At 62.6% G+C, this 20,084-nt stretch carries 17 protein-coding genes; 12 read left to right on the top strand and 5 right to left on the bottom strand.

Translation table 11 applies throughout. The features are described from left to right. Positions 1-92: 92 nt before the first annotated feature. The 10 genes from J3485_RS23835 to J3485_RS23790 all read left to right on the top strand — a co-directional run bounded on the left by J3485_RS23835 (position 93) and on the right by J3485_RS23790 (position 12,461). Positions 93-1,367, top strand: a complete 1,275-nt coding sequence (locus J3485_RS23835; RefSeq protein ID WP_206956773.1) for a serine hydroxymethyltransferase — start codon at positions 93-95, stop codon at positions 1,365-1,367. A 24-nt stretch (positions 1,368-1,391) separates the two neighbouring features. Next, complete coding sequence (locus J3485_RS23830) at positions 1,392-2,363, top strand: dipeptidase (protein ID WP_206956771.1); 972 nt, start codon at positions 1,392-1,394, stop codon at positions 2,361-2,363. 29 nt (positions 2,364-2,392) lie between these two features. Then, a complete protein-coding gene (locus tag J3485_RS23825; RefSeq protein WP_206956770.1) occupies positions 2,393-2,926 on the top strand; it encodes a DUF5943 domain-containing protein in 534 nt (177 codons plus the stop codon). Positions 2,927-2,980: 54 nt separating this feature from the next. Then, on the top strand, positions 2,981-5,044 hold the full coding sequence (locus tag J3485_RS23820; protein ID WP_206956769.1) for an NADH:flavin oxidoreductase: 2,064 nt from the start codon (positions 2,981-2,983) through the stop codon (positions 5,042-5,044). 2 nt (positions 5,045-5,046) lie between these two features. Continuing rightward, positions 5,047-6,957, top strand: a complete 1,911-nt coding sequence (locus J3485_RS23815) for a (Fe-S)-binding protein (protein WP_206956768.1) — start codon at positions 5,047-5,049, stop codon at positions 6,955-6,957. A 6-nt stretch (positions 6,958-6,963) separates the two neighbouring features. Continuing rightward, a complete protein-coding gene (locus tag J3485_RS23810) occupies positions 6,964-8,151 on the top strand; it encodes an electron transfer flavoprotein subunit alpha/FixB family protein (RefSeq protein WP_206956767.1) in 1,188 nt (395 codons plus the stop codon). Continuing rightward, positions 8,148-8,933 (top strand): electron transfer flavoprotein subunit beta/FixA family protein, encoded by a 786-nt coding sequence (locus tag J3485_RS23805; protein ID WP_206956766.1) that lies wholly within the window; start codon positions 8,148-8,150, stop codon positions 8,931-8,933. Before J3485_RS23810 ends, J3485_RS23805 begins: the two co-directional genes overlap by 4 nt. A 93-nt stretch (positions 8,934-9,026) precedes the next feature. Next, positions 9,027-10,280, top strand: coding sequence for an aromatic ring-hydroxylating oxygenase subunit alpha (locus tag J3485_RS23800; RefSeq protein ID WP_206956765.1), 1,254 nt, complete (start codon positions 9,027-9,029; stop codon positions 10,278-10,280). A 31-nt stretch (positions 10,281-10,311) separates the two neighbouring features. Further along, a complete protein-coding gene (locus tag J3485_RS23795) occupies positions 10,312-11,475 on the top strand; it encodes an FAD-binding oxidoreductase (protein WP_206956764.1) in 1,164 nt (387 codons plus the stop codon). Between the two features lie 122 nt (positions 11,476-11,597). After that, entirely contained in the window at positions 11,598-12,461 is an 864-nt protein-coding gene (locus J3485_RS23790; RefSeq protein WP_206956763.1) for a glycine betaine ABC transporter substrate-binding protein, read from the top strand. Positions 12,462-12,571: 110 nt separating this feature from the next. Here the strand turns inward: J3485_RS23790 and purU are convergent, their stop codons facing one another. The 5 genes from purU to J3485_RS23765 all read right to left on the bottom strand — a co-directional run bounded on the left by purU (position 12,572) and on the right by J3485_RS23765 (position 17,755). Beyond that, positions 12,572-13,450 (bottom strand): formyltetrahydrofolate deformylase, encoded by an 879-nt coding sequence (gene purU / locus J3485_RS23785; protein ID WP_206956762.1) that lies wholly within the window; start codon positions 13,448-13,450, stop codon positions 12,572-12,574. Between the two features lie 136 nt (positions 13,451-13,586). Further along, positions 13,587-15,149 (bottom strand): methyl-accepting chemotaxis protein, encoded by a 1,563-nt coding sequence (locus J3485_RS23780; protein ID WP_206956761.1) that lies wholly within the window; start codon positions 15,147-15,149, stop codon positions 13,587-13,589. Between the two features lie 288 nt (positions 15,150-15,437). Then, entirely contained in the window at positions 15,438-15,722 is a 285-nt protein-coding gene (locus tag J3485_RS23775; RefSeq protein ID WP_206956760.1) for a DUF3331 domain-containing protein, read from the bottom strand. Positions 15,723-15,974: 252 nt separating this feature from the next. Further along, positions 15,975-17,222: an NAD(P)/FAD-dependent oxidoreductase gene (locus tag J3485_RS23770; RefSeq protein WP_206956759.1), complete on the bottom strand. Its 1,248-nt coding sequence runs from the start codon at positions 17,220-17,222 to the stop codon at positions 15,975-15,977. A 41-nt stretch (positions 17,223-17,263) separates the two neighbouring features. Beyond that, positions 17,264-17,755 (bottom strand): Lrp/AsnC family transcriptional regulator, encoded by a 492-nt coding sequence (locus J3485_RS23765; RefSeq protein ID WP_206956757.1) that lies wholly within the window; start codon positions 17,753-17,755, stop codon positions 17,264-17,266. Positions 17,756-17,871: 116 nt separating this feature from the next. On the opposite strand from J3485_RS23765, the gene J3485_RS23760 reads away from it, so the two are divergent. Together J3485_RS23760 and ocd are read left to right on the top strand one after the other, a co-directional pair. Beyond that, the gene (locus J3485_RS23760) at positions 17,872-18,903 is read left to right on the top strand and encodes a histone deacetylase family protein (protein ID WP_206956755.1); all 1,032 of its coding nucleotides are present in this window, start codon (positions 17,872-17,874) and stop codon (positions 18,901-18,903) included. Positions 18,904-18,961: 58 nt separating this feature from the next. Next, positions 18,962-20,035 carry an ornithine cyclodeaminase gene (gene ocd / locus J3485_RS23755; protein ID WP_206956753.1) on the top strand — a complete coding sequence of 358 codons (1,074 nt, stop codon included), beginning with the start codon at positions 18,962-18,964 and terminating at the stop codon, positions 20,033-20,035. Positions 20,036-20,084: the final 49 nt, after the last annotated feature.

Here is a 20,084-nt window from a genome sequence, read left to right as displayed (position 1 = left end):
AAAAGGGCGAACGACAAGAATAGAGCCGTCGCCAACGAATGCCGGCGGCGTCGAGCCCAGCGCAGGCGCCGCGCCACCCCTACGGATACGCCATGTCGAATACTGAGTCGTTTTTTACGCAGACGCTTGCCGAACGTGATGCCCCCGTGCGCGCGGCGGCCCTGAGAGAGCTCGAGCGGCAGCAATCGCAGGTCGAGATGATCGCATCGGAGAACATCGTCTCGCGCGCCGTGCTCGAAGCGCAGGGCTCGGTGTTGACCAACAAGTATGCGGAGGGCTATCCGGGCAAGCGCTATTACGGCGGATGCGAATTCGTCGATGAAGTCGAAGCGCTCGCGATCGAACGCGTGAAGCGTTTGTTCGGCGCGCAGTATGCGAACGTTCAACCGCATTCGGGCGCGCAGGCCAACGGGTCGGTCATGCTCGCGCTCGCCAAGCCCGGCGACACCGTGCTCGGGATGTCGCTCGACGCGGGCGGTCACTTGACGCACGGTGCGAAGCCCGCACTCTCAGGCAAGTGGTTCAACGCCGTGCAGTACGGCGTCAGCCGCGACACGATGCTCATCGACTACGATCAGATCGAAGCGCTGGCCGACGCGCATCGCCCGAGCTTGATCATTGCGGGGTTTTCGGCCTATCCGCGCGTGCTCGATTTCGCGCGGTTCCGCGCGATCGCCGATCGCGTCGGCGCGAAGCTGATGGTGGACATGGCGCATATCGCGGGCATCATCGCGGCCGGCCGCCATGCGAATCCCATCGAGCACGCCCACGTCGTGACCTCCACGACGCACAAGACACTGCGCGGCCCGCGCGGCGGCTTCGTGCTGACGAACGACGAGGAGATCGCGAAGAAGATCAACTCGGCCGTCTTCCCCGGGCTGCAGGGCGGCCCGCTCATGCACGTGATCGCGGGCAAGGCGGTGGCGTTCGGCGAGGCGCTCGAAGATGGCTTCAAACGCTACATCGACGGCGTGCTCGCCAATGCCAAAGCGCTCGGCGCCGTGCTGCGCGAAGGCGGTGTCGATCTCGTCACGGGCGGCACCGACAACCATCTGCTGCTTGTCGACTTGCGCCCGAAAGGCTTGAAAGGCACGCAAGTGGAGACGGCGCTCGAGCGCGCGGGCATCACCTGCAACAAGAACGGCATCCCGTTCGATACGGAAAAGCCGACCGTCACCTCGGGCATTCGCCTGGGCACGCCGGCTGGCACGACGCGTGGTTTCGGCGTCGAGCAGTTCGAGCACATCGGCCACCTGATCCTCGAGGTATTCGATGCGTTGACGCGCCATCCGCAAGGCCACGCCGAAACGGAACAACGCGTTCGCCGCGAAATCTTCGCGCTTTGCGAACGATTCCCGATCTATTGAACTAGCCCAAGCCCGGAGCATTCGATGTCCACTTTGCACGAGAAGAGCATCATCATCGACGGCCTGAACATTTCCAAGTTCGAGCGGTCGGTGTTCGAAGACATGCGCAAGGGCGGCATTACCGCCGCAAACTGCACGGTATCGGTGTGGGAAAGCTTTACGAAGACCGTCGACAACATCGCGCTCATGAAGCAGCAAATTCGCGAGCACGACGAAATGTTGACGCTCGTGCGCACGACCGACGACATCTTGCGCGCCAAGCGCGAGAACAAGACGGGGATCATCCTAGGCTTTCAAAACGCGCATGCGTTCGAAGACAACCTCGGTTATATCGAGGCTTTCGCCGACATGGGCGTGCGCGTCGTGCAGCTTTGCTACAACACGCAGAACCTCGTCGGCACGGGATGCTACGAGCGCGACGGCGGCCTGTCCGACTTCGGCCGTGAAGTCATCACGGAGATGAATCGCGTCGGGATCATGGTCGACCTCTCGCATGTCGGCGGCAATACATCGTCCGAAGCGATCGCATTCTCGAAAAAGCCGGTCTGCTATTCGCACTGCCTGCCGTCGGGACTCAAGGCGCATCCGCGCAACAAGAGCGATGCGCAGCTCAAGGAAATCGCCGATGCCGGCGGCTTCGTGGGCGTCACGATGTTCGCGCCGTTCCTCAAGCGCGGCATCGATGCAACGATCGAAGACTACATCGAGGCGATCGACTACGTCGTCAATCTGATCGGCGAGGATACCGTCGGTATCGGTACCGACTTCACGCAGGGCTTCAGCGTCGACTTCTTCGATTGGCTGACGCACGACAAGGGCCGTTATCGCCGGTTGACGAATTTCGGCAAGGTCGTCAATCCCGAGGGCATTCGCACGATCGGCGAGTTTCCGAATCTGACGGCGGCCATGGAGCGCGCGGGATGGAGCGAAACGCGCATCCGCAAGATCATGGGCGAGAACTGGGTGCGCGTATTTAGCGACGTGTGGGGCGCATGACGCGCTGTCTTTGAACGAGGGACCTTTTCATGCAACCGCAAATTCCGCTCGACGTCGATCCCGATACCGGCGTATGGACGACCGACGCGCTCGCGATGCTTTACGTACCGCGCCATTTCTTCACGAACAACCACGTTGCCGTGGAAGAGGCGCTCGGGCGTGACGCTTACGCCGAGATTCTTTACCGCGCGGGTCATAAGTCGGCCTATCACTGGTGCGACAAGGAGGCGAAGCAGCATGGGCTCAGTGGTATGGCTGTCTTCGAACACTATCTGAAGCGTCTGTCGCAGCGAGGATGGGGGTTGTTCAAGATCGCCGAAGCGGACCCGGCGCGCGCGCACGCGCGCATCGAGCTGCGCCATTCGTCGTTCGTCCTGGCTCAGCCCGGCAAGGAAGGCAAGCTTTGCTACATGTTCGCCGGCTGGTTCGCCGGTGCGATGGATTGGGTCAACGATACGAATACCGGTGGAAAGCCGGGCCCCCGCTCGCAATCGAAAGAGACGCAATGCGCGGGCGAAGGCCATGCGTACTGCGTGTTCGAAGTGTCACCGCTTGCGAACTAGCAACGGAAGCAAAGCAACAAGGCTCGTCAAAGAATACGTTCGAGGTCGATCGACATGCGCTACCCCCATCTGTTCAAACCGATGACGCTGAATAAGCTGACGCTGCGCAACCGCATCGTCAGCACGGCGCACGCGGAAGTCTATGCGGAGCCGGGCGGATTGCCCGGGGATCGGTATATCCGGTACTACGAGGAGAAGGCGAAGGGCGGCGTGGGCTTGGCGGTGTGCGGCGGCTCGAGCCCCGTGTCGATCGACAGCCCGCAAGGGTGGTGGAAGTCGGTGAACCTGTCGACCGATCGCGTCATCGATCCGCTCAATCGGCTCACCGAAGCGATGCATCGGCATGGCGCGAAGATCATGATTCAGGCGACGCACATGGGTCGCCGCTCGGCGTTTCACGGCGAGCATTGGCCGCATTTGATGACGCCGTCGGGCGTGCGCGAGCCCGTGCACCGCGGCAACGCAAAGACGATCGAGGTCGAGGAAATCCGCCGCATCATCGGCGATTTCGCGGCTGCGGCCAGGCGCGTGCGGCAGGCGGGCATGGACGGCATTGAAATCTCGGCCGCTCATCAGCACTTGATCGATCAGTTCTGGAGCCCGCGCACGAATTTTCGTACCGACGAATGGGGCGGCAGCCTCGCCAATCGCCTGCGTTTCGGCGTCGAAGTGCTGACGGCGGTGCGCGAGGCGGTAGGGCCCGATTTCGTCGTCGGCCTTCGCATGTGCGGCGATGAATTCCATGAGGACGGCCTCGATCACGAGCAACTCAAGGAGATTGCGCATGCGATGTCGGAGACGGGCCTCATCGACTACCTCGGCGTAATCGGCTCGGGCGCCGATACGCACAACACATTGGCGAATTGCATGCCGCCGATGGCATTGCCGCCCGAGCCGTTCGTTCATCTGGCCGCCGGCATCAAATCCGTCGTCAAGCTTCCCGTCATGCACGCGCAGAGCATTCGCGATGCGGGCCAGGCCGAACGCCTGCTCGCTTCGGGGATGATCGATCTCGTTGGTATGACGCGGGCGCAAATCGCCGATCCGCACATGGTCATCAAGATCCGCGACGGTCGGGAAGACGAAATCAAGCAGTGTGTGGGCGCGAATTATTGCATCGACCGCCAGTACAACGGCCTCGATGTGCTGTGCGTGCAAAACGCGGCGACGTCGCGCGAAGCGACGATGCCGCACGTCATTGAAAAGTCGCGTGGGCCCAAGCGCAAGGTCGTTGTGGTTGGCGCCGGGCCCGCCGGTTTGGAAGCGGCGCGCGTGGCGCGTTCACGCGGCCACGATGTGGTGTTGTTCGAGAAACACAGTGAGGTTGGCGGCCAGATCGTACTCGCTTCGAAGGCACCGCAGCGCGAGCAGATGGCCGGCATCGTGCGCTGGTTCGACATGGAAACGAAACGTCTCGGTGTCGATCGGCGTCTGGGCGTCGAGGCTGACGTGACGACGATCATGGCGGAGAAGCCGGACATCATCGTGCTCGCCACGGGCGGGCGCGCATTCTCCGACCAGGTCGCGGGCTGGGGTGTTTCGCAAGGGCTCGCAGTCAGTTCGTGGGACATTCTGTCGGGCCGCGTCGAGCCGAAGCAAAACGTGCTCGTCTACGACGGGGTCAGCACGCACGCGGGCGCGGGCGTTGCCGATTTCATCGCGAGCCGCGGCTCGCGCGTCGAGATCGTGACGCCCGACGTCAAGATCGCCGACGATTGCGGGGGCACGACGTTCCCGATCTTCTATCGTCGCCTCTATGCACAGGGCGTCGTTCATACGCCCAACTACTGGCTCGACCGTGTGTATGAGGAAGACGGCAAACAGATCGCCGTGCTACGCAACGAGTATACGGAGGAGCAGGAAGAACGCGCCGTCGATCAAGTCGTGATCGAAAACGGTAGTACTCCTAACGATTCGCTCTACTGGAAGCTGAAGCCGGAATCGGTGAATCGAGGGCAGACCGACGTGCAGAAACTGTTTGCCGCCGAGCCGCAGCCCTCGCTGTCGGAAACGCTGGGCAATGGACGCTTCCTGCTGTTTCGCGTCGGCGATTGCATCTCCATGCACAACATCCACGGTGCGATCTATGACGCGCTGCGGCTTTGCAAGGACTTCTAATCATGAGCCCGGCGTTTCTGATCACGGTTCTGCTGTGGCTCTCGGTCGCAGGCCTTGCGTTCGCGCTGGCGCGGCGGGCGGCGTATTGGCGCGTTGGCCGCGCGGCTGCCCCCGCGGCCGTCGAGTGGACGAATCTATTCAGGATTCCTAAGCGTTATTTCGTTGATTTGCACCATGTCGTGGCTCGCGATCCCTACATCGCACGGACGCACGTGGCTACGGCAGGCGGAGCGATCGCGGCACTCGCGCTCGTCTTCGTCAATTACGGCTTGGCGATCTACTCGCCGTGGATCGACCGGTTGATCGTCGCAGCGGCACTCGTCATGTTGATCGGTGCCGTCTTCGTGTGGCGCCGCCGACGCGATGAGAAGGCGATGCCCGCGCGGCTTTCGCGTGGGCCGTGGAATAGGTTGCCTTGGCTGCTCGGATCGTTCGCGCTGGGTTTGGTGCTGTTGTGCGGCGTGCCGGCCGCGGCTACGTCGCAGGTACTCGCGCTCGTGTTCGCGGCGTTGATCGCGATTGGCGCCGGCGCGATGACGATCGGCGCCGCGCGTGGCGGCCCGATGAAACATGCGGTGGCGGGGCTGCTTCACCTCGCGTTCCATCCGCGACAAGAGCGTTTCGGCGCCGGCGACCGGGACACGCAACCGCCCACGGCGCTCAAACCGTCCGCGCTCGAAGCGAACGACTATGGCGTCGGCAAGCCCGCCGAGTTTCGCTGGAATCAACTGCTGAGCTTCGATGCTTGCGTGCAATGCGGCAAATGCGAAGCGGCTTGTCCGGCGTTCGCGGCAGGGCAGCCGCTCAATCCGAAGAAGCTGATTCAAGACCTCGTCGTCGGCATGGTCGGCGGCACCGATGGCGCTTATGCGGGTAGTCCGACGCCGGGCATCGTGCTTGGGCGGCACGGCGGGGGGCCGAACGGCCCGATCGTGTCGGGCTTGATCGAGTCCGACACGATCTGGTCGTGCACGACGTGCCGCGCCTGTGTCCAAGAGTGTCCGATGCTGATCGAGCACGTCGATGCGATCGTCGATATGCGGCGCCATCGCACGTTGACGGAGGGCGATATCCCCGGGAAAGCGCCTGAAGTCCTCGCGAATCTGCGCGAGACGGGCAGCGCGGGCGGATACGACATCGCCGCGCGCTACGACTGGGCCGTCGATCTGAATGCGCGCGTCGCACAGCCTGGCTTGGCGGTGGACGTGCTGCTGATCGCGGGCGAAGGCGCGTTCGACATGCGTTATCAACGTACGCTGCGCGCGCTCGTCAAGGTATTGAACAAGGCCGGTGTCGACTTCGCCGTGCTGGGCGGTACGGAAGCCGACACGGGCGACGTGGCCCGCCGTCTCGGTGACGAAGCAACGTTCCGGCGCATGGCCGAGCGCATGATCGCGACGCTCGGTGCATTGAGCTTCAAGCGGATCGTCACGGCGGACCCGCATGTCATGCATAGCCTGCGCAACGAATACCGCGCATTCGGCGCACGCTACGAGGTGCAGCATCATACGAGCTTCGTGGCGGAACTCATGCAGGCCGGCCGGCTCTTGCCGAAGGCGTCGGCCGCATTGGCCGATAAGCGCATCACCTATCACGATCCCTGTTACCTCGGCCGCTACAACGGCGAGACCGAAGCGCCGCGCCGCGCGCTCAAATCGATCGGCATCGAGATCGTCGAGATGGAGCGCCACGGCATGCGCGGACGCTGCTGCGGCGGTGGCGGCGGCGCGCCGTTGACCGATATTCCCGGCAAAGCTCGGATTCCCGACATCCGCATCGCCGATGCACGCTCGGTCGGAGCGGACATCGTGGCGGTGGGTTGCCCGAACTGCACGGCGATGCTCGAAGGCGTGGTGGGCCCCAGGCCCGAAGTGCTCGACGTTGCCGAGCTCGTTGCAGCCGCGCTGGAGTGAGGTGTCATGAAAACCGTCAAACGAATCGATCCGCGCCGGCCGTTCATCATTGCCGCATCGGGGCTCAGGCGCATTACGCTGGGCGATGAACGTGTCGCCGATGGAGCAGCGCAGACGTCGCATGCGGCGCTGCGCAGCGCGCACGCCGATGCACCGAAGCCGCGTCGCGCTTACGAAGCCGGCACCCGTACGCTGCTCGTCGCGACACATAGCGATCGCGGCGCGCTCGACGAACACGCGCGGCAGGCGGTGGCCGCCGCCGCCATCGTCGCCGATGCGAAAACCGAAGTCGTCTTGCTCGTCTTCGGCGAGTTGACCGACGATGCCGCGGCGCTCGGCGCGGACAAGGTCGTCGAATTGCCGTCGCTCGCGCGGCCGGTGTTCGCGCCGGATCAGGCACTGGCCGCATTGCGCGAATGCGTGGCGGCGTTTTCGCCTGCGCATGTCTTGCTGCCCGATAACGCGACAGGAGACGGCGACGTGGGGCGCCGCTATGCCGCGCAGGCCAACGCGAGTATTGCGACGCACGTCGTCGAGATCGATGCGGCGCACGTCGCATGCTATGCGGGCGCGGGGCGATCGCTTGCCTCGCGAGCATGGCCCGACGTGATCCTGCTCGATCCGGAGACCGTATCGTCCAAGCTGCCGTTCATCGGCGCGGGCGAGCGCATCGCCTTGCCGCAAACGAGTCAAGAAGCGGCTGCATCGGCCGCGCCTGCACGATACCGAGACGGTGGGACAACCCAACTCGATGCGGCGCAAGTGGCCCTCGAAGAGGCCGACTTCATCATCTCCGCAGGCAACGGCGTGACCGACATCGCTGCGTTCGAAGCGCTGGCGCGCGTGCTCGGCGCCGCCGTCGGGGCCAGCCGTGTCGCGGTCGACAACGGCCATTTCACGCGCGACAAGCAGGTCGGCGCAACGGGCAAGACCGTGAACGCCAGCGTCTACATCGCTTTCGGCATTTCAGGGGCCGTTCAGCACTTGCAGGGCATCAAGGATTGCCGACACGTGATCGCCGTCAATCTCGACGCGAGCGCGCCGATCGCCAAGCGTGCGAATCTGACCGTGATCGCCGATGCGCAGCCGGCGATGGCTGCGTTGACGAGCGTGGTCAACGAGGCAAAGCAAGCGCATCACGCGCCCGTCGCGGCGGCGACCGGCGCCAACGTTCGTGAGGATGTCACCGCATGAAAGCACTTGGGAAGCTGGATCGAATCGCGGTACTCGTCTCGGTGGCGCACCATCGCGTGAACGGCGCTTCTTGTTATAGCCGCAACGATGCCGTGGCGCTCGAGATCGCCCGTACGCTCGCGCAAGCGCATGGTGCGCAACTCGAAGTGCTGCACGCGGGCGATGGATCGAACCTCGCGCTGACCGATTACCTCGCACTCGGCGCGCCTCGCGTCGATGTGCTCACATGCGGCGACAACGATGACGCGGCGGCCGTTCTGGCCGAGCGCCTGCGCGGCGTGCCGCTCGTGCTGACCGGCACGCGTGCCGAGGGCGCGTATGACACCGGCATGCTGCCTTATCGCGCGGCCGATGCACTCGGCTATGCACTGATCGATGCGGCGCTCGACCTGGCCATAGAGAGCGACCGTATTCGCATTACGCAATTCTTGCCGAAAGGGTTTCGGCGCAGCGTGGAGGCGGCGCTGCCTGCCGTCGTCGCGGTGCATCCGCAAGCAGCCGTCACGCCGCGCTACGCCTATGCGCGTGCGGCGGCGGGAACGGTCGAGCCGCATCGCGTGAGGGCGCCGCACGACGCGCACGTCGACGCTTGGCGCATCGCGCCCGCTCAACGCAAGCCGATCAAGCTCGCCGCCGTCGAGAAGCGCTCGGGGCACGCGCGGATGCAGAGCGCGACGACGACGGAAAGCCGTGGCGGAAACGTCGTAATTGAAGGGACTTCGGTCGAAAAAGCACAAGCCATCCTTGGGTATTTGCGCGAGCATCGACTCGTCGATTACTGAAGTCGCGGGGGACCGTGAGCATCGGCGACGCTTGTCTTTCGACAAGCACTCGTACTGGCACTAGCACGTAAGCAATAAGTATCCGGAGCAGACATGACCGTATCCGCAGACATTCGCGCGCTCATCGAACGGCGCAAACAAGGCTATAGCCTGGAAGCGCCGTTTTATCTCAGCGAGGACATCTTCGCGCTCGATATGGAAGCGATTTTTCGCAAGCACTGGATTCACGTCGCGGTCGAGCCCGATATTCCCGAGCCCGGTGATTATGTGACCGTCGAACTCGCCGGCGAATCGGTGCTGATCGTGCGTGACGACGATATGACGATCCGAGCTTTCCACAACGTTTGTCGCCATCGGGGCGCGCGATTGTGCAACGAAGAGCGCGGGACCGTCGGCAACATCGTCTGTCCGTATCACAGTTGGACTTACAACCTCAGCGGCGCGCTGATGTTCGCCGAACACATGGGCGAGAAGTTCGACCGCTGCAAGCACAGCCTGAAGTCGGTTCACGTCGAAAGCTTAGGAGGCCTAATTTTCGTTTGCCTCGCCGACGAAGCGCCCACCGATTTCGCGATGATGCGCGCCGCGATGGAGCCTTATCTACTGCCGCACGATCTGCCGAACTGCAAGATTGCGGCGCAGGTGGACATCATCGAGGAAGGCAATTGGAAGCTCACGATGGAAAACAATCGCGAGTGCTACCACTGCGTGGCGAACCATCCCGAGCTGACGATCTCGCTATACGAATACGGCTTCGGCTATCAGCCGTCGCCGGCCAATGCCGAAGGGATGGCCGCGTTCGAGCGCACCTGCGTCGAGCGCGAGGCCGAGTGGGAGGCGATGAGCTTGCCATCGGTCGAGATCGATCGCTTGAGCGACGTCACGGGTTTTCGCACGCAACGCTTGCCGCTCGATCGCAGCGGCGAGTCGCAAACGCTCGATGCGAAGGTCGCGTCGAAGAAGTTGCTCGGCGAATTCGAGCGCGCCGACTTGGGCGGGCTTTCGTTCTGGACGCAACCCAATTCCTGGCATCACTTCATGAGCGATCACATCGTGACGTTCTCCGTGATCCCGCTCTCGGCCGGCAAGACGCTCGTGCGCACGAAGTGGTTGGTTCACAAGGATGCCGTGGAAGGCGTCGATTACGATGTCCCGAACTTGACGGCCGTCTGGAACGCGACCAATGCGCAAGATCGCACGCTCGTCGAGTTCTCGCAGCGCGGTGCGGGCAGTAGCGCTTATGAGCCGGGCCCGTACTCGCCCTACACGGAAGGCCTCGTCGAGAAGTTTTGCGATTGGTACATCCGGCGCGTCGGTGCGCATGTCAGCGCGCATGTCGGCGCCTAAGCCGGTGAGTCAGCGATAGGCGAGGCACAAGATGATGCGAGATGCGCCAACATTCGAGCGGCAAGACGGGCGCCTCACGCGCCCCGCATTCTGGAGCGCGCTCGGCGCGCCTTGGACGAGCGACGCGGAGGAGATGCTGGTCTGCTGCCAGGTTCGGCAGGAAACGCACGACGTGAAGAGCTTTTTCTTCATGTCGCGCGACGGGCGCACGTTTGCGTTCGAGCCAGGGCAGTTCATCACACTCGAGCTCGAGATCGACGGCGAGACGATCAATCGGTGCTACACGATCTCATCGGCGCCCACGCGGCCTCATACGATTTCGATCACGGTCAAGCGGGTGCCGGGAGGCAAGGTATCGAACTGGCTGCACGATCATCTGCGCGCGGGCGATGCGGTGCGGGTGCTCGGGCCGGCAGGGGAATTCACCTGTGCGCGACATGCGGCCGGTAAGTATTTGTTCTTGTCGGCCGGTTCCGGCATGACGCCGTTGATGTCGATGAGCCGCTCGCACCACGAGCTAGGCGAGGATCGCGACATTGTCTTCGTGCATAGCGCCCGTACGCCCGACGACATCATCTTCGCGCGCGAGCTCGATCTCATCGCCGCGAATCAGCAGCGTTTTCGGACATCGTTCGTGTGCGAGCGCATCGGGCAGCGGACGAACTGGCCTGGCATCATCGGATTCTTGACGCTCCCGCTCTTGCGGTTGATCGCGCCGGATTTCATGGAACGCGAGATCTTTACGTGCGGGCCCGCGCCCTATATGAAGGCCGTGCGCGACCTGCTCGACGAAGCGGGCTTCGATCGTGCGCATTATCACGAGGAAAGCTTTTCGTTCGATGCGCTGCCGCCTGCGGATCGGGCTGCGGCATCCGAAGGCGCGGGCGCGTTTGCCGATAGCGTTGGGGCGGATGGCGAGACGAACGATGAAACGCGATTCGCCGTCAGCTTCACGAAGACGCGCCGCGACATCGAGTGCGGCGCGCACGAGCACGTACTCGACGCGGCGAAACGCGCCGGGCTGCGGCTGCCGGCGTCGTGCACGCAAGGCATGTGCGGCACCTGCAAGGTCAAGCTCGTCTCCGGGCAAGTGGAGATGCGCCATAACGGCGGCATTCGGCAACGCGAGATCGACCAGGGAATGGTGCTGCTTTGCTGCAGCAAACCGCTCAGTGATCTAATCGTCGACAAATAGCGGCAACGTGCCGTCGTTTGCGGACAAACGCATGTCGGAAACCGCACTCACCTGCGATTTATGGCTGATCAAGCTAACAACTGAATCACCGCACCGCGGATGGACGACCAGGAGAGACCATCATGAATCTGCTTAAACAACTGCTGTTGACCGCCGCGCTCGGCGCGGCGCTGACGAGCGCCATACCGGCGTTCGCGGACGGTAAGCCGACGATCAAGATCGGCTACGTCGAGGGCTGGGACGATAGCGTCGCGACCTCGAACGTCGCGGCGCAAGTCATCGAGACGAAGCTCGGCTATCCGGTTCAGCTCGTGCCGGTAGCGGCGGGCGTGATGTGGGGCGGTGTGGCGCGCGGCGATTTGGACGCGACGCTGTCGGCATGGTTGCCCGCCACGCACGCTGCGTATTGGGCACAGTACAAGTCGAAGGTGGAAGATCTAGGCGTGAACTTTAACAATGCGAAGATCGGGCTGGTCGTGCCGGCCGACGCCAAAGTGACGACGATTGCGGATCTCGAGGCGCAAAAAGGCGCTTTCGACGGCCGTATCGTCGGCATCGACGCAGGTGCCGGCGTCATGAAGAAAGCCGACGACGCGATCAAGGCCTACAACCTCAGCTATCAACTGATGCCGAGCTCGGGTAGTGCGATGACGGCCGAGCTCGCACGCGAGATCCATGAGAACAAGTCGATCGTCGTGACAGGATGGGCCCCGCATTGGATGTTCGCGAAGTGGAAGCTCAAGTTCCTCGACGATCCGAAGAAGGTGTTCGGCGGCGCGGAGCACGTCGACAACGTGATCAACCCCGAACTCGAAAAGAAGGCGCCGCAGGTGGTCGAGTTCTTGAAGAAATTTCAGTGGAAGCCGGGTGAGATCGACGGCGTGATGCTGGCCGCGCAGAACGGTACCAAGCCTGAGGATGCGGCGAAGTCGTGGGTGTCGGCACATCCCGATCGCGTATCCGATTGGCTCGCCGACGTTAAATAGTGCGAAGTATTGAGTGTACGAAGTATCGGGTGTCCCATACGGGGCGCACGGCCGGGAAGGCCGTTGCGCCCCGCTTTTTTTCGAGGGGCGTCGCGATCGGCGGCGAACGGCTACTGGAGCACGACCGTCCTTTCGCCGTTGATGAATACTCGCCGTTCGATGAACGCCTTTACGGCCCTGGCCAGTGTGATGCACTCGACGTCGCGCCCGACGGTCAGCAGGCGTTCCGGGCTGTGCGAATGATCGACGCGCTCGACGGTCTGCTCGATGATGGGCCCTTCGTCGAGGTCGTCGGTGACGAAGTGCGCGGTGGCACCAATGAGCTTCACGCCGCGCGCGTGCGCTTGATGATAGGGCTTCGCCCCCTTGAAGCCGGGCAGGAACGAGTGGTGGATGTTGATGGCGCGTCCGGCCAGCTTCCGGCTCGTTTCTTCGGAAAGAATCTGCATATAGCGTGCGAGCACCATCAATTGCGCACCGGTCGTTGCGAACAAATCGAGCAAGCGTGCTTCCTGGCGCGCCTTGGTATCCGCGGTCACCGGCAGGTAGTGAAACGGCAAGCCGTGCTGAACGGCCATCGGCTCGAGCGTCGTGTGGTTCGACGCAATGCCGACGATGTCCATCTTCAGTTCGCCCATGCGCCAGCGGAACAGCAAATCGGCAAGGCAGTGCTCTAGCTTCGACACCATGATGAGCACTTTGGGGCGAACGTTGGCGTCGTGAATGGCCCACGTCATGTCGAATGTGGCGGCGATCGGGGCGAATTCCGCCTTGAGGGCGCTAATGTCGAGCGATGCGTCGTACTGGTGTACTCCGTGGAAGACGCAGCGCATGAAGAAGCGTTCGCTGAGGTCGTCGTCGAAAACGGTGAGTTCGTCGATATAGCCGCGATGCTTGTCGAGCAATGCGACGACGGCGGCGACTTGGCCGGCGGCGCTGGGACACGCCAGCGTCAGCACGAATTGATGAGAACGGTCGGGCGTTGACATAGAAATAGTCCTGGTCTTCATGAAAAGGCGCGTGGCGCAGACGAGCGCACAACTACCACTGCGCGGCGTGTCCAAGTAGAGCAGGCCGGATTTTTAACCGATAGAACCGAATCGCCGTGCCGATGGTATCCGCACGTCAGGTTGCCTTCGGCGGGAGGCGAAAGCGCGCGACGGCCTCGTCGAGGCAGCGGCTTTGATCTTCGAGCGAGGCAGCCGCGGCCGATGCTTCTTCCGCAAGTGCGGCGTTGCGTTGCATCGCTTGCTCCATATGTGCGACCGATGTGTTCACCTGTTCTATACCGATCGATTGCTGCTCGGATGCGAGGCTGATCTCGGCGATGATCGTGCGCACGCGCTCGACGGCATGCGCGAGCTCGCTCATCGTCGCGCCAGCCTCGCCCACGAGCGCGCTGCCGCCGTCGACGCGCTGCGTCGAGTCGCCGATCAACGCCTTGATTTCCTTGGCCGCCGACGCCGAGCGTTGCGCCAGATTCCTCACTTCGGCTGCCACGACGGCAAAACCACGGCCGTTTTCCCCGGCGCGCGCTGCTTCGACCGCTGCGTTCAAGGCAAGGATGTTGGTTTGGAACGCGATGCCCTCGATGACGCCGACGATGCTCGCGATCTGCGTCGAACTCGTCGAAATCGCATTCATGGTGGCGACGACGCGGGTCATCGCCTCACCGCCCCTCAGCGCAATGTCGGCGGCGCTGCCCGCATGAGTGCGGGCACTGCGAGCGTTGTCGGTGGTTTGACGCACGGTGGCGGTTAGCTGTTCGATGCTCGCCGCGGCTTCTTGCAAAGATGCCGCCTGCTGCTCCGTGCGATCCGACAACTCCATGTTCCCGTGGGCGATGGCGCGCGCATCGCCCACGATCGCTTCGGTGCTCGAGCGAACCTGGCCGACCGTTTGCGTCAATCCGGCCTGCATCTGATTGAGGCGCGCGAGCAGATGGCCCATTTCGTTCGCGCGCGCGACCGAGACTTCGCGCGTCAAGTCGCCGCGAGCGATGCGATCGAAATGATCGACGGCCGAATTGATGGGCGTGACGATCGCTCGGGCCAGCGCCCGTTGCGTCAGGACGCCGACGACGAGCGCCAGCGCGCCCGCGGCGCCGAGGATCCACAAGGCACGGCGAAAGCGCAGATCGGCGGCTTCGAAACGCGCTTTTTCGCGAGTCACTTGCAGATTCTCCAATGCCGTGATGGCGTCCTGGTAAGCGGCGAACTGTGCGGGCGACGCATCGCGCTGGGTCGACAGGAAGTCGACCATATCGTCGTCGTCCAACTGCGACAGCGCTTTTTCGATCGTTTGACTGAATAGCGCGTGCCGTCGCGCGAGCAAGGTATCGAGCAAATGCTTTTCGACCGCGTCGGGGGTGTGCAGACGCCGATAAGCGGCCAATTCGTCGTTGCTCTGTGCGAGCAATTGGTGCAAGCGGGCAGTTTCGGTTTTCGCCGATTTGCCGGCGCTGATCAACTGCTCGACTTCGCTCAGCCCGCCGCGTAGCACGAGCAGCCGCTCGGAGCTCGTTTTCAAATGGAGCAGCGATGCGGTGTCGTCGCGATACATGGCGGCGAGCGCGACGTTGCCGGCCGAGAGCATTGCCACCGCGCCGGCGATGACGAGCATCAGTAACGCGGTGTAGCCGGTTATGGTGGCGGCAAGGCCGCCTCGAATCGAGAGCGATGTTTGCATGGCGATATCCGCGTACGGCGCGCGCGTCTAGTGGACGGGCGTCGATGTTCGTCGAAAGACGGCAAAACGACCGTTGAGGTAAGCGCCGCAAGCGAGCGCCTACCGCCGGAATATCGGCAGCGTAAATGGTTATCTATTGCCAACAGGCGACGGTGGTCTGCTCGATTGCGACCACGACGTGATGAGAGACGTGAGGCGGGAGTGTGTCAACGCGCGCTGAAACGAGCATGAAAGCCGGCAGCGCGCAACTGCGAAAAATCGTAGCGACGTACGGCCGATTCAATCGACTTATTCCTCGGCCGTAGGACGAAATGCATCGACCGAAATCATGGCCGCTGCATTGGCGGGTGCCGGACGTTCCGCAGGGCGGAATACGGCATCGCCGCGGCGAATGGCCCGGCGCGAAACGACGCATGTACCCGACGCATTCGCCGAGCGTCGGCGCCAGCGCTGTTCCCCATAGTGGCAGCGGCCGGGCTCGACCCATCGGATGATGAGCGTGGTATCGGATTGTTCGAGAATTTCGATTTGGACGCGGCTGGCGTCTACGGCGCGAGACTTATTTGCCCTCATAGCGGCTCCTGGAATCGAGCTCCCTAAATGTATTCGGGTCGAGCCAGGATCGCTATCGTTATATCCGTAGAAACACAATTCTTAAAATAGCAATAATCGGGGGGCAGTTACGCCAATTTGCACAAATCTGCACACGTTTTTGCACCTAAGCACGGTAATGCCTTCGCGGCATTTGCCAAACGGTCGAAACGCTGCCGACGTGCGGTCGCCAATCTCGGCTTTGGCCCCGGCCGGCAAAAGGTGCGCCTGTCGTCAAAACCGGGTGGCGCGATAGGGCTGCGGATCGGCGACGGGCGTTTGATTCGTCATCATTTCGGCGAGCAGCCGGCCGGTGACGGGGCCGAGCGTCAAGCCGTGATGAGCATGGCCGAATGCGAACCAAAGGCCGCGATGCCGCGGCGCGGGGCCGATGACCGGGCGCATGTCGGGCGTGCAAGGGCGCAGCCCGAGCCAGGGCTCGGCATCGAGGGGCCGCCCGAGCCCGAAGGCCTCGCGCGCGTAGGCTTCGGCGCGGGCGAGCTGGATGCCCGTGGGCGGTGCCTCACGCTTTGCGAGTTCGACACCGGTCGTCAAGCGCAATCCGCGCTGCATCGGCGCGATCACGTACCCTTGCTCGCGATCGAGGACGGGCTGGCCGAGCGCCGCACTGCGTGTCGCTTCGTAATGCATGTGATAACCGCGCTTCGCGCGCAGCGGAATGCGATAGCCGAGCGGCGCGAATACGATGTCGGACCAAGCGCCGAGCGCGACCACGATTTCGCGGGCGCTGATCGGGCCATCGCTGGTTTGTACGATCCAGCCATCGCTTTGCGCACGCGCCGTGGTCGCATCGCCTACGAGGATTCGTCCTCCGCCCTTCGTAAATAGTGCGGCGTAAGCCTTGGTCAACGCTCCCGGGTTCGTTACGCTTTTCGGGTCGCGCCAGTGCAGCCCGCCGCAAAAGGCATCGGAGAGTGCCGGCTCGCGTTCGAGCAACGCCGCTCGATCGAGCGTATCGAGACGCAGGTCTTGTGCGCTCGCCAAGTTTTCGGCGCGCTTGGCGGCGAGCATGAACTCGTTAGGAGTCCTATATGCTTCGATCCATCCGCCATCGTGAACGAGCGCGGCTGCGTCCGCGCCTGCACGCGCGAGCAGCGCCTCATGTTCGTCGATGCAAAGGCGGATGAGCGGCAGCATGTCGCGCGCGGCCGCCGCGAGCCGCGTGGGCGACGATTCGTGCCAATAGCGCGCGAGCCACGGGACGAAATCGGCCATTGCCTTGTAGTCCCAATAGAGATCGGTCGATTGGTTGCGCGCGTAACGGAGCACGGTGCCGAAGTTGCGGGGGAATGCATAGGGCACGACTGACGAACGCTCGATGAGCCCGGCGTTGCCGAAACTCGTTCCTTCGCCTGGGCCGCGTCGATCGACGAGCGCGACGCGCCTCGAACGATCCTGCAGATGAATGGCGCAAGACACGCCGACGATGCCTGCCCCGAGAACGATGACGTCGAAATCCATGGAATGCCTTTCCGGTCTGGTTGGGTGCAGTCAAGCGCGGGCTAGCTTTCGTCCGGAATCGGAATTCGCGACGAAAGTTTCACTTCCCGCAGCGTCAAACTGGACTGAATCCACGCCACGCCGGATTGCCGCCGCAGCACCCGCTCGACGAATTCGCCGTAGGCGTCTAGATCGGTAGCGACCACCTGCAGAATGTAATCGGCGTCGCCGGTCACCTTGTGACAAGACAGCACCTCCGGCCGGCTGCCGATGACGGCTTCGAAGTCGTCCGCGGTTTGATCCGAGTGAATGTTGATTCGAATCTGCACGAACGCGAGTAGATCCAATCCGACAGCGCGCCGATCGACGTTTGCGTGATATCCGGTGATCACGCCTTCATCCTCCAGATGCTTACGACGTCTCCAACACGGCGTCACGCTCAGCGAGAGCTTCTCCCCGAGCGCGGCATTGGACAGCGAGCCGTCGTCCTGAAGCAGGCGCAGCATTGACCGATCGACCGTATCCATTTCGACCTTTGGACGCTTTGTGCTCATTCTCATCGTTTCGTAGACAAACTATCCGCTAGTCTAGGCTCAGCCAAAATCGAAAGCAAAATCTTCGCAGCCGACCATCCGTAGACTGTCGGCTATCTTCAACGCGGTAGTCAACCATGCTCACCATCTACAGCAGCGATCATCGCTTTCACCATGGCGTCGAACTCAAGGACGGCGCGATTACAGAATCGTTCGAGAAGCCTGCCCGAGCGGAAACCGTTCTTGCGCAGGTGAGGGCCACCGGATTGGGCGAGGTCGTCGGCCCAAAGTCTTATCCCCGATCGAGCTATGTCGGCGCGCACAGCGAGCGGTACATCGAATTTCTCGCTGGGGCATGGGGCGAATGGACGTCCACGGGGCGGACATGCCAGGCCTTGCCGCTCGTGTGGCCGGTAAGAGGATTGCCGAGCGTTGAATTGCCGCAATTCATCGATGGGAAGTTGGGCTTGTTTTCGATGGACGCGGGCTCGCCTATCAACGCGGGCACATGGGACGCGGTTTGCTCGAGTGCAAATTCCGCGCTGACGGGCATCGACCGGCTGTCCGCCGGTATGCGCGCGGCTTTCGCCTTGTGTCGTCCCCCAGGGCATCACGCCGGCCGCGAATACATGGGCGGCTATTGCTATTTGAACAACGCGGCGATTGCCGCACAACGCTGCATCGAGGAAGGCGCGAAGCGCGTCGCCGTGCTCGACGTCGATTTTCACCACGGCAATGGGACGCAGGACATCTTCTATGACCGTTCCGACGTGCTGTTCGTCTCGATTCACGGCGATCCTGCCGTCTCCTACCCCTACTTCTCGGGGCATGCCGACGAGCGCGGCGTCGGTTCGGGAGAGGGATTCAATCTGAACTTGCCGTTGCCGAAGGGCACCGCCATCAATGAATTCGAGGTCGCGCTGCGTCAGGCCGGTGCTGCGATTGCACGACATGCGCCCGATGCGCTGATCGTTTCGCTTGGCGTCGATACGTTCGAAGGCGACCCGATCAGTCACTTTCGTCTACGCACGGCCGATTACCTACGCATCGGGGAAATGATCGAACGGCTTGGCGCGCCGACCTTGTTCGTGATGGAGGGCGGCTACATGGTCGACGAGATCGGCATCAATGCCGTCAACGTTCTGCTGGGCTTCGAAGGTAGAGCCTGATAGGGTGGGCCGAGAAATTTCGGCCCCATGAGGGCCATAAAAGATAGGAGTACTAAATATGACGCGATATATCGATGTGAATGACGTTTCAAAGTTGATTCAGGAGGTGGGCGTGACGCGTGTCCTGAGCTCGATGGCAAGCCGCATCGAGCAGGATTATCGCCGGTGGCATACGTTCGATAAGACGGCCCGCGTGGCGAGCCATTCGCCGGACGGCGTCATCGAACTGATGCCGACGTCCGACGCGAAACACTACTCGTTCAAGTACGTCAACGGACATCCGAAGAATACGAGGGCCGACTTGCCGACCGTGATGGCCTTCGGCGTGCTCGCTGATGTCGATACCGGTTACCCGCTGCTGCTCAGCGAAATGACATTGACGACGGCGATTCGCACTGCGGCGACTTCCGTGCTCTTCGCGCGCTTTCTGGCTCGAAACGACGCCCGATCGATGGCATTGATCGGAAACGGCGCGCAGAGCGAATTTCAGGCGATTGCCTTTCATGAGGCTTTGGGCATCGACGAGATTCGCCTGTTCGACGTCGATGAAGCGGCGACGGAAAAACTCATCGGCAATCTCGCGCGCTTCAGGCAGCTTCGCGTCGTTCGCTGCAGCAGCACGGCAGAGGCTGTGCGCGGAGTCGACATCGTGACGACCGTGACGGCAGACAAGACGAACGCCACGATTTTGACGCCGGACATGGTGGAAGCCGGCATGCACATCAATGCAGTCGGCGGCGACTGCCCAGGCAAGACCGAACTGCATGCGGACGTGCTGAGGCGCTCGCGCGTCGTTGTCGAGTACGAGCCTCAAACGCGCATCGAGGGTGACATTCAGCAACTGCCTCGTGAGTTTCCCGTCATCGAGTTTCATCGGATCGTTGCGGGCGAGGAGAGAGGAAGGGAGTCGTCCGAGCAGATCACGGTATTCGACTCCGTCGGCTTTGCGCTCGAAGATTTTTCCGCCCTTCGTTATCTATACGCAGTCTCGCGCGAGCGGAACATCGGCATCGAGCTCGATCTCATTGCGGCGCCGCGCGATCCTAAAGATCTTTACGGCATGGCGGTCGGCAACCCGAACGGCAAGCGTGCGAAGTCGGTTGGGGCGGCCCGGGCCAGCATCCGACATTGAAGTAAGAAGCAGACGAAAACGGCGCACGCGTGCGCTTCATGAGGAGAAA

It is taken from the genome of Trinickia acidisoli (assembly GCF_017315725.1).
GTDB classification, from domain to species: domain Bacteria; phylum Pseudomonadota; class Gammaproteobacteria; order Burkholderiales; family Burkholderiaceae; genus Trinickia; species Trinickia acidisoli.
The sequence above is the reverse complement of the archived record's forward strand: the minus strand, read 5'-3'. Positions and strand labels throughout refer to the sequence as shown.

Bases quoted from the DNA above. Each gene is read 5' to 3' on its own strand.
- J3485_RS23835 (WP_206956773.1), top strand. From the start codon at position 93: ATGTCGAATACTGAGTCGTTTTTTACGCAGACGCTTGCCGAACGTGAT.
- J3485_RS23830 (WP_206956771.1), top strand. From the start codon at position 1,392: ATGTCCACTTTGCACGAGAAGAGCATCATCATCGACGGCCTGAACATT.
- J3485_RS23825 (WP_206956770.1), top strand. From the start codon at position 2,393: ATGCAACCGCAAATTCCGCTCGACGTCGATCCCGATACCGGCGTATGG.
- J3485_RS23820 (WP_206956769.1), top strand. From the start codon at position 2,981: ATGCGCTACCCCCATCTGTTCAAACCGATGACGCTGAATAAGCTGACG.
- J3485_RS23815 (WP_206956768.1), top strand. From the start codon at position 5,047: ATGAGCCCGGCGTTTCTGATCACGGTTCTGCTGTGGCTCTCGGTCGCA.
- J3485_RS23810 (WP_206956767.1), top strand. From the start codon at position 6,964: ATGAAAACCGTCAAACGAATCGATCCGCGCCGGCCGTTCATCATTGCC.
- J3485_RS23805 (WP_206956766.1), top strand. From the start codon at position 8,148: ATGAAAGCACTTGGGAAGCTGGATCGAATCGCGGTACTCGTCTCGGTG.
- J3485_RS23800 (WP_206956765.1), top strand. From the start codon at position 9,027: ATGACCGTATCCGCAGACATTCGCGCGCTCATCGAACGGCGCAAACAA.
- J3485_RS23795 (WP_206956764.1), top strand. From the start codon at position 10,312: ATGATGCGAGATGCGCCAACATTCGAGCGGCAAGACGGGCGCCTCACG.
- J3485_RS23790 (WP_206956763.1), top strand. From the start codon at position 11,598: ATGAATCTGCTTAAACAACTGCTGTTGACCGCCGCGCTCGGCGCGGCG.
- purU (WP_206956762.1), bottom strand. From the start codon at position 13,450: ATGTCAACGCCCGACCGTTCTCATCAATTCGTGCTGACGCTGGCGTGT.
- J3485_RS23780 (WP_206956761.1), bottom strand. From the start codon at position 15,149: ATGCAAACATCGCTCTCGATTCGAGGCGGCCTTGCCGCCACCATAACC.
- J3485_RS23775 (WP_206956760.1), bottom strand. From the start codon at position 15,722: ATGAGGGCAAATAAGTCTCGCGCCGTAGACGCCAGCCGCGTCCAAATC.
- J3485_RS23770 (WP_206956759.1), bottom strand. From the start codon at position 17,222: ATGGATTTCGACGTCATCGTTCTCGGGGCAGGCATCGTCGGCGTGTCT.
- J3485_RS23765 (WP_206956757.1), bottom strand. From the start codon at position 17,755: ATGAGCACAAAGCGTCCAAAGGTCGAAATGGATACGGTCGATCGGTCA.
- J3485_RS23760 (WP_206956755.1), top strand. From the start codon at position 17,872: ATGCTCACCATCTACAGCAGCGATCATCGCTTTCACCATGGCGTCGAA.
- ocd (WP_206956753.1), top strand. From the start codon at position 18,962: ATGACGCGATATATCGATGTGAATGACGTTTCAAAGTTGATTCAGGAG.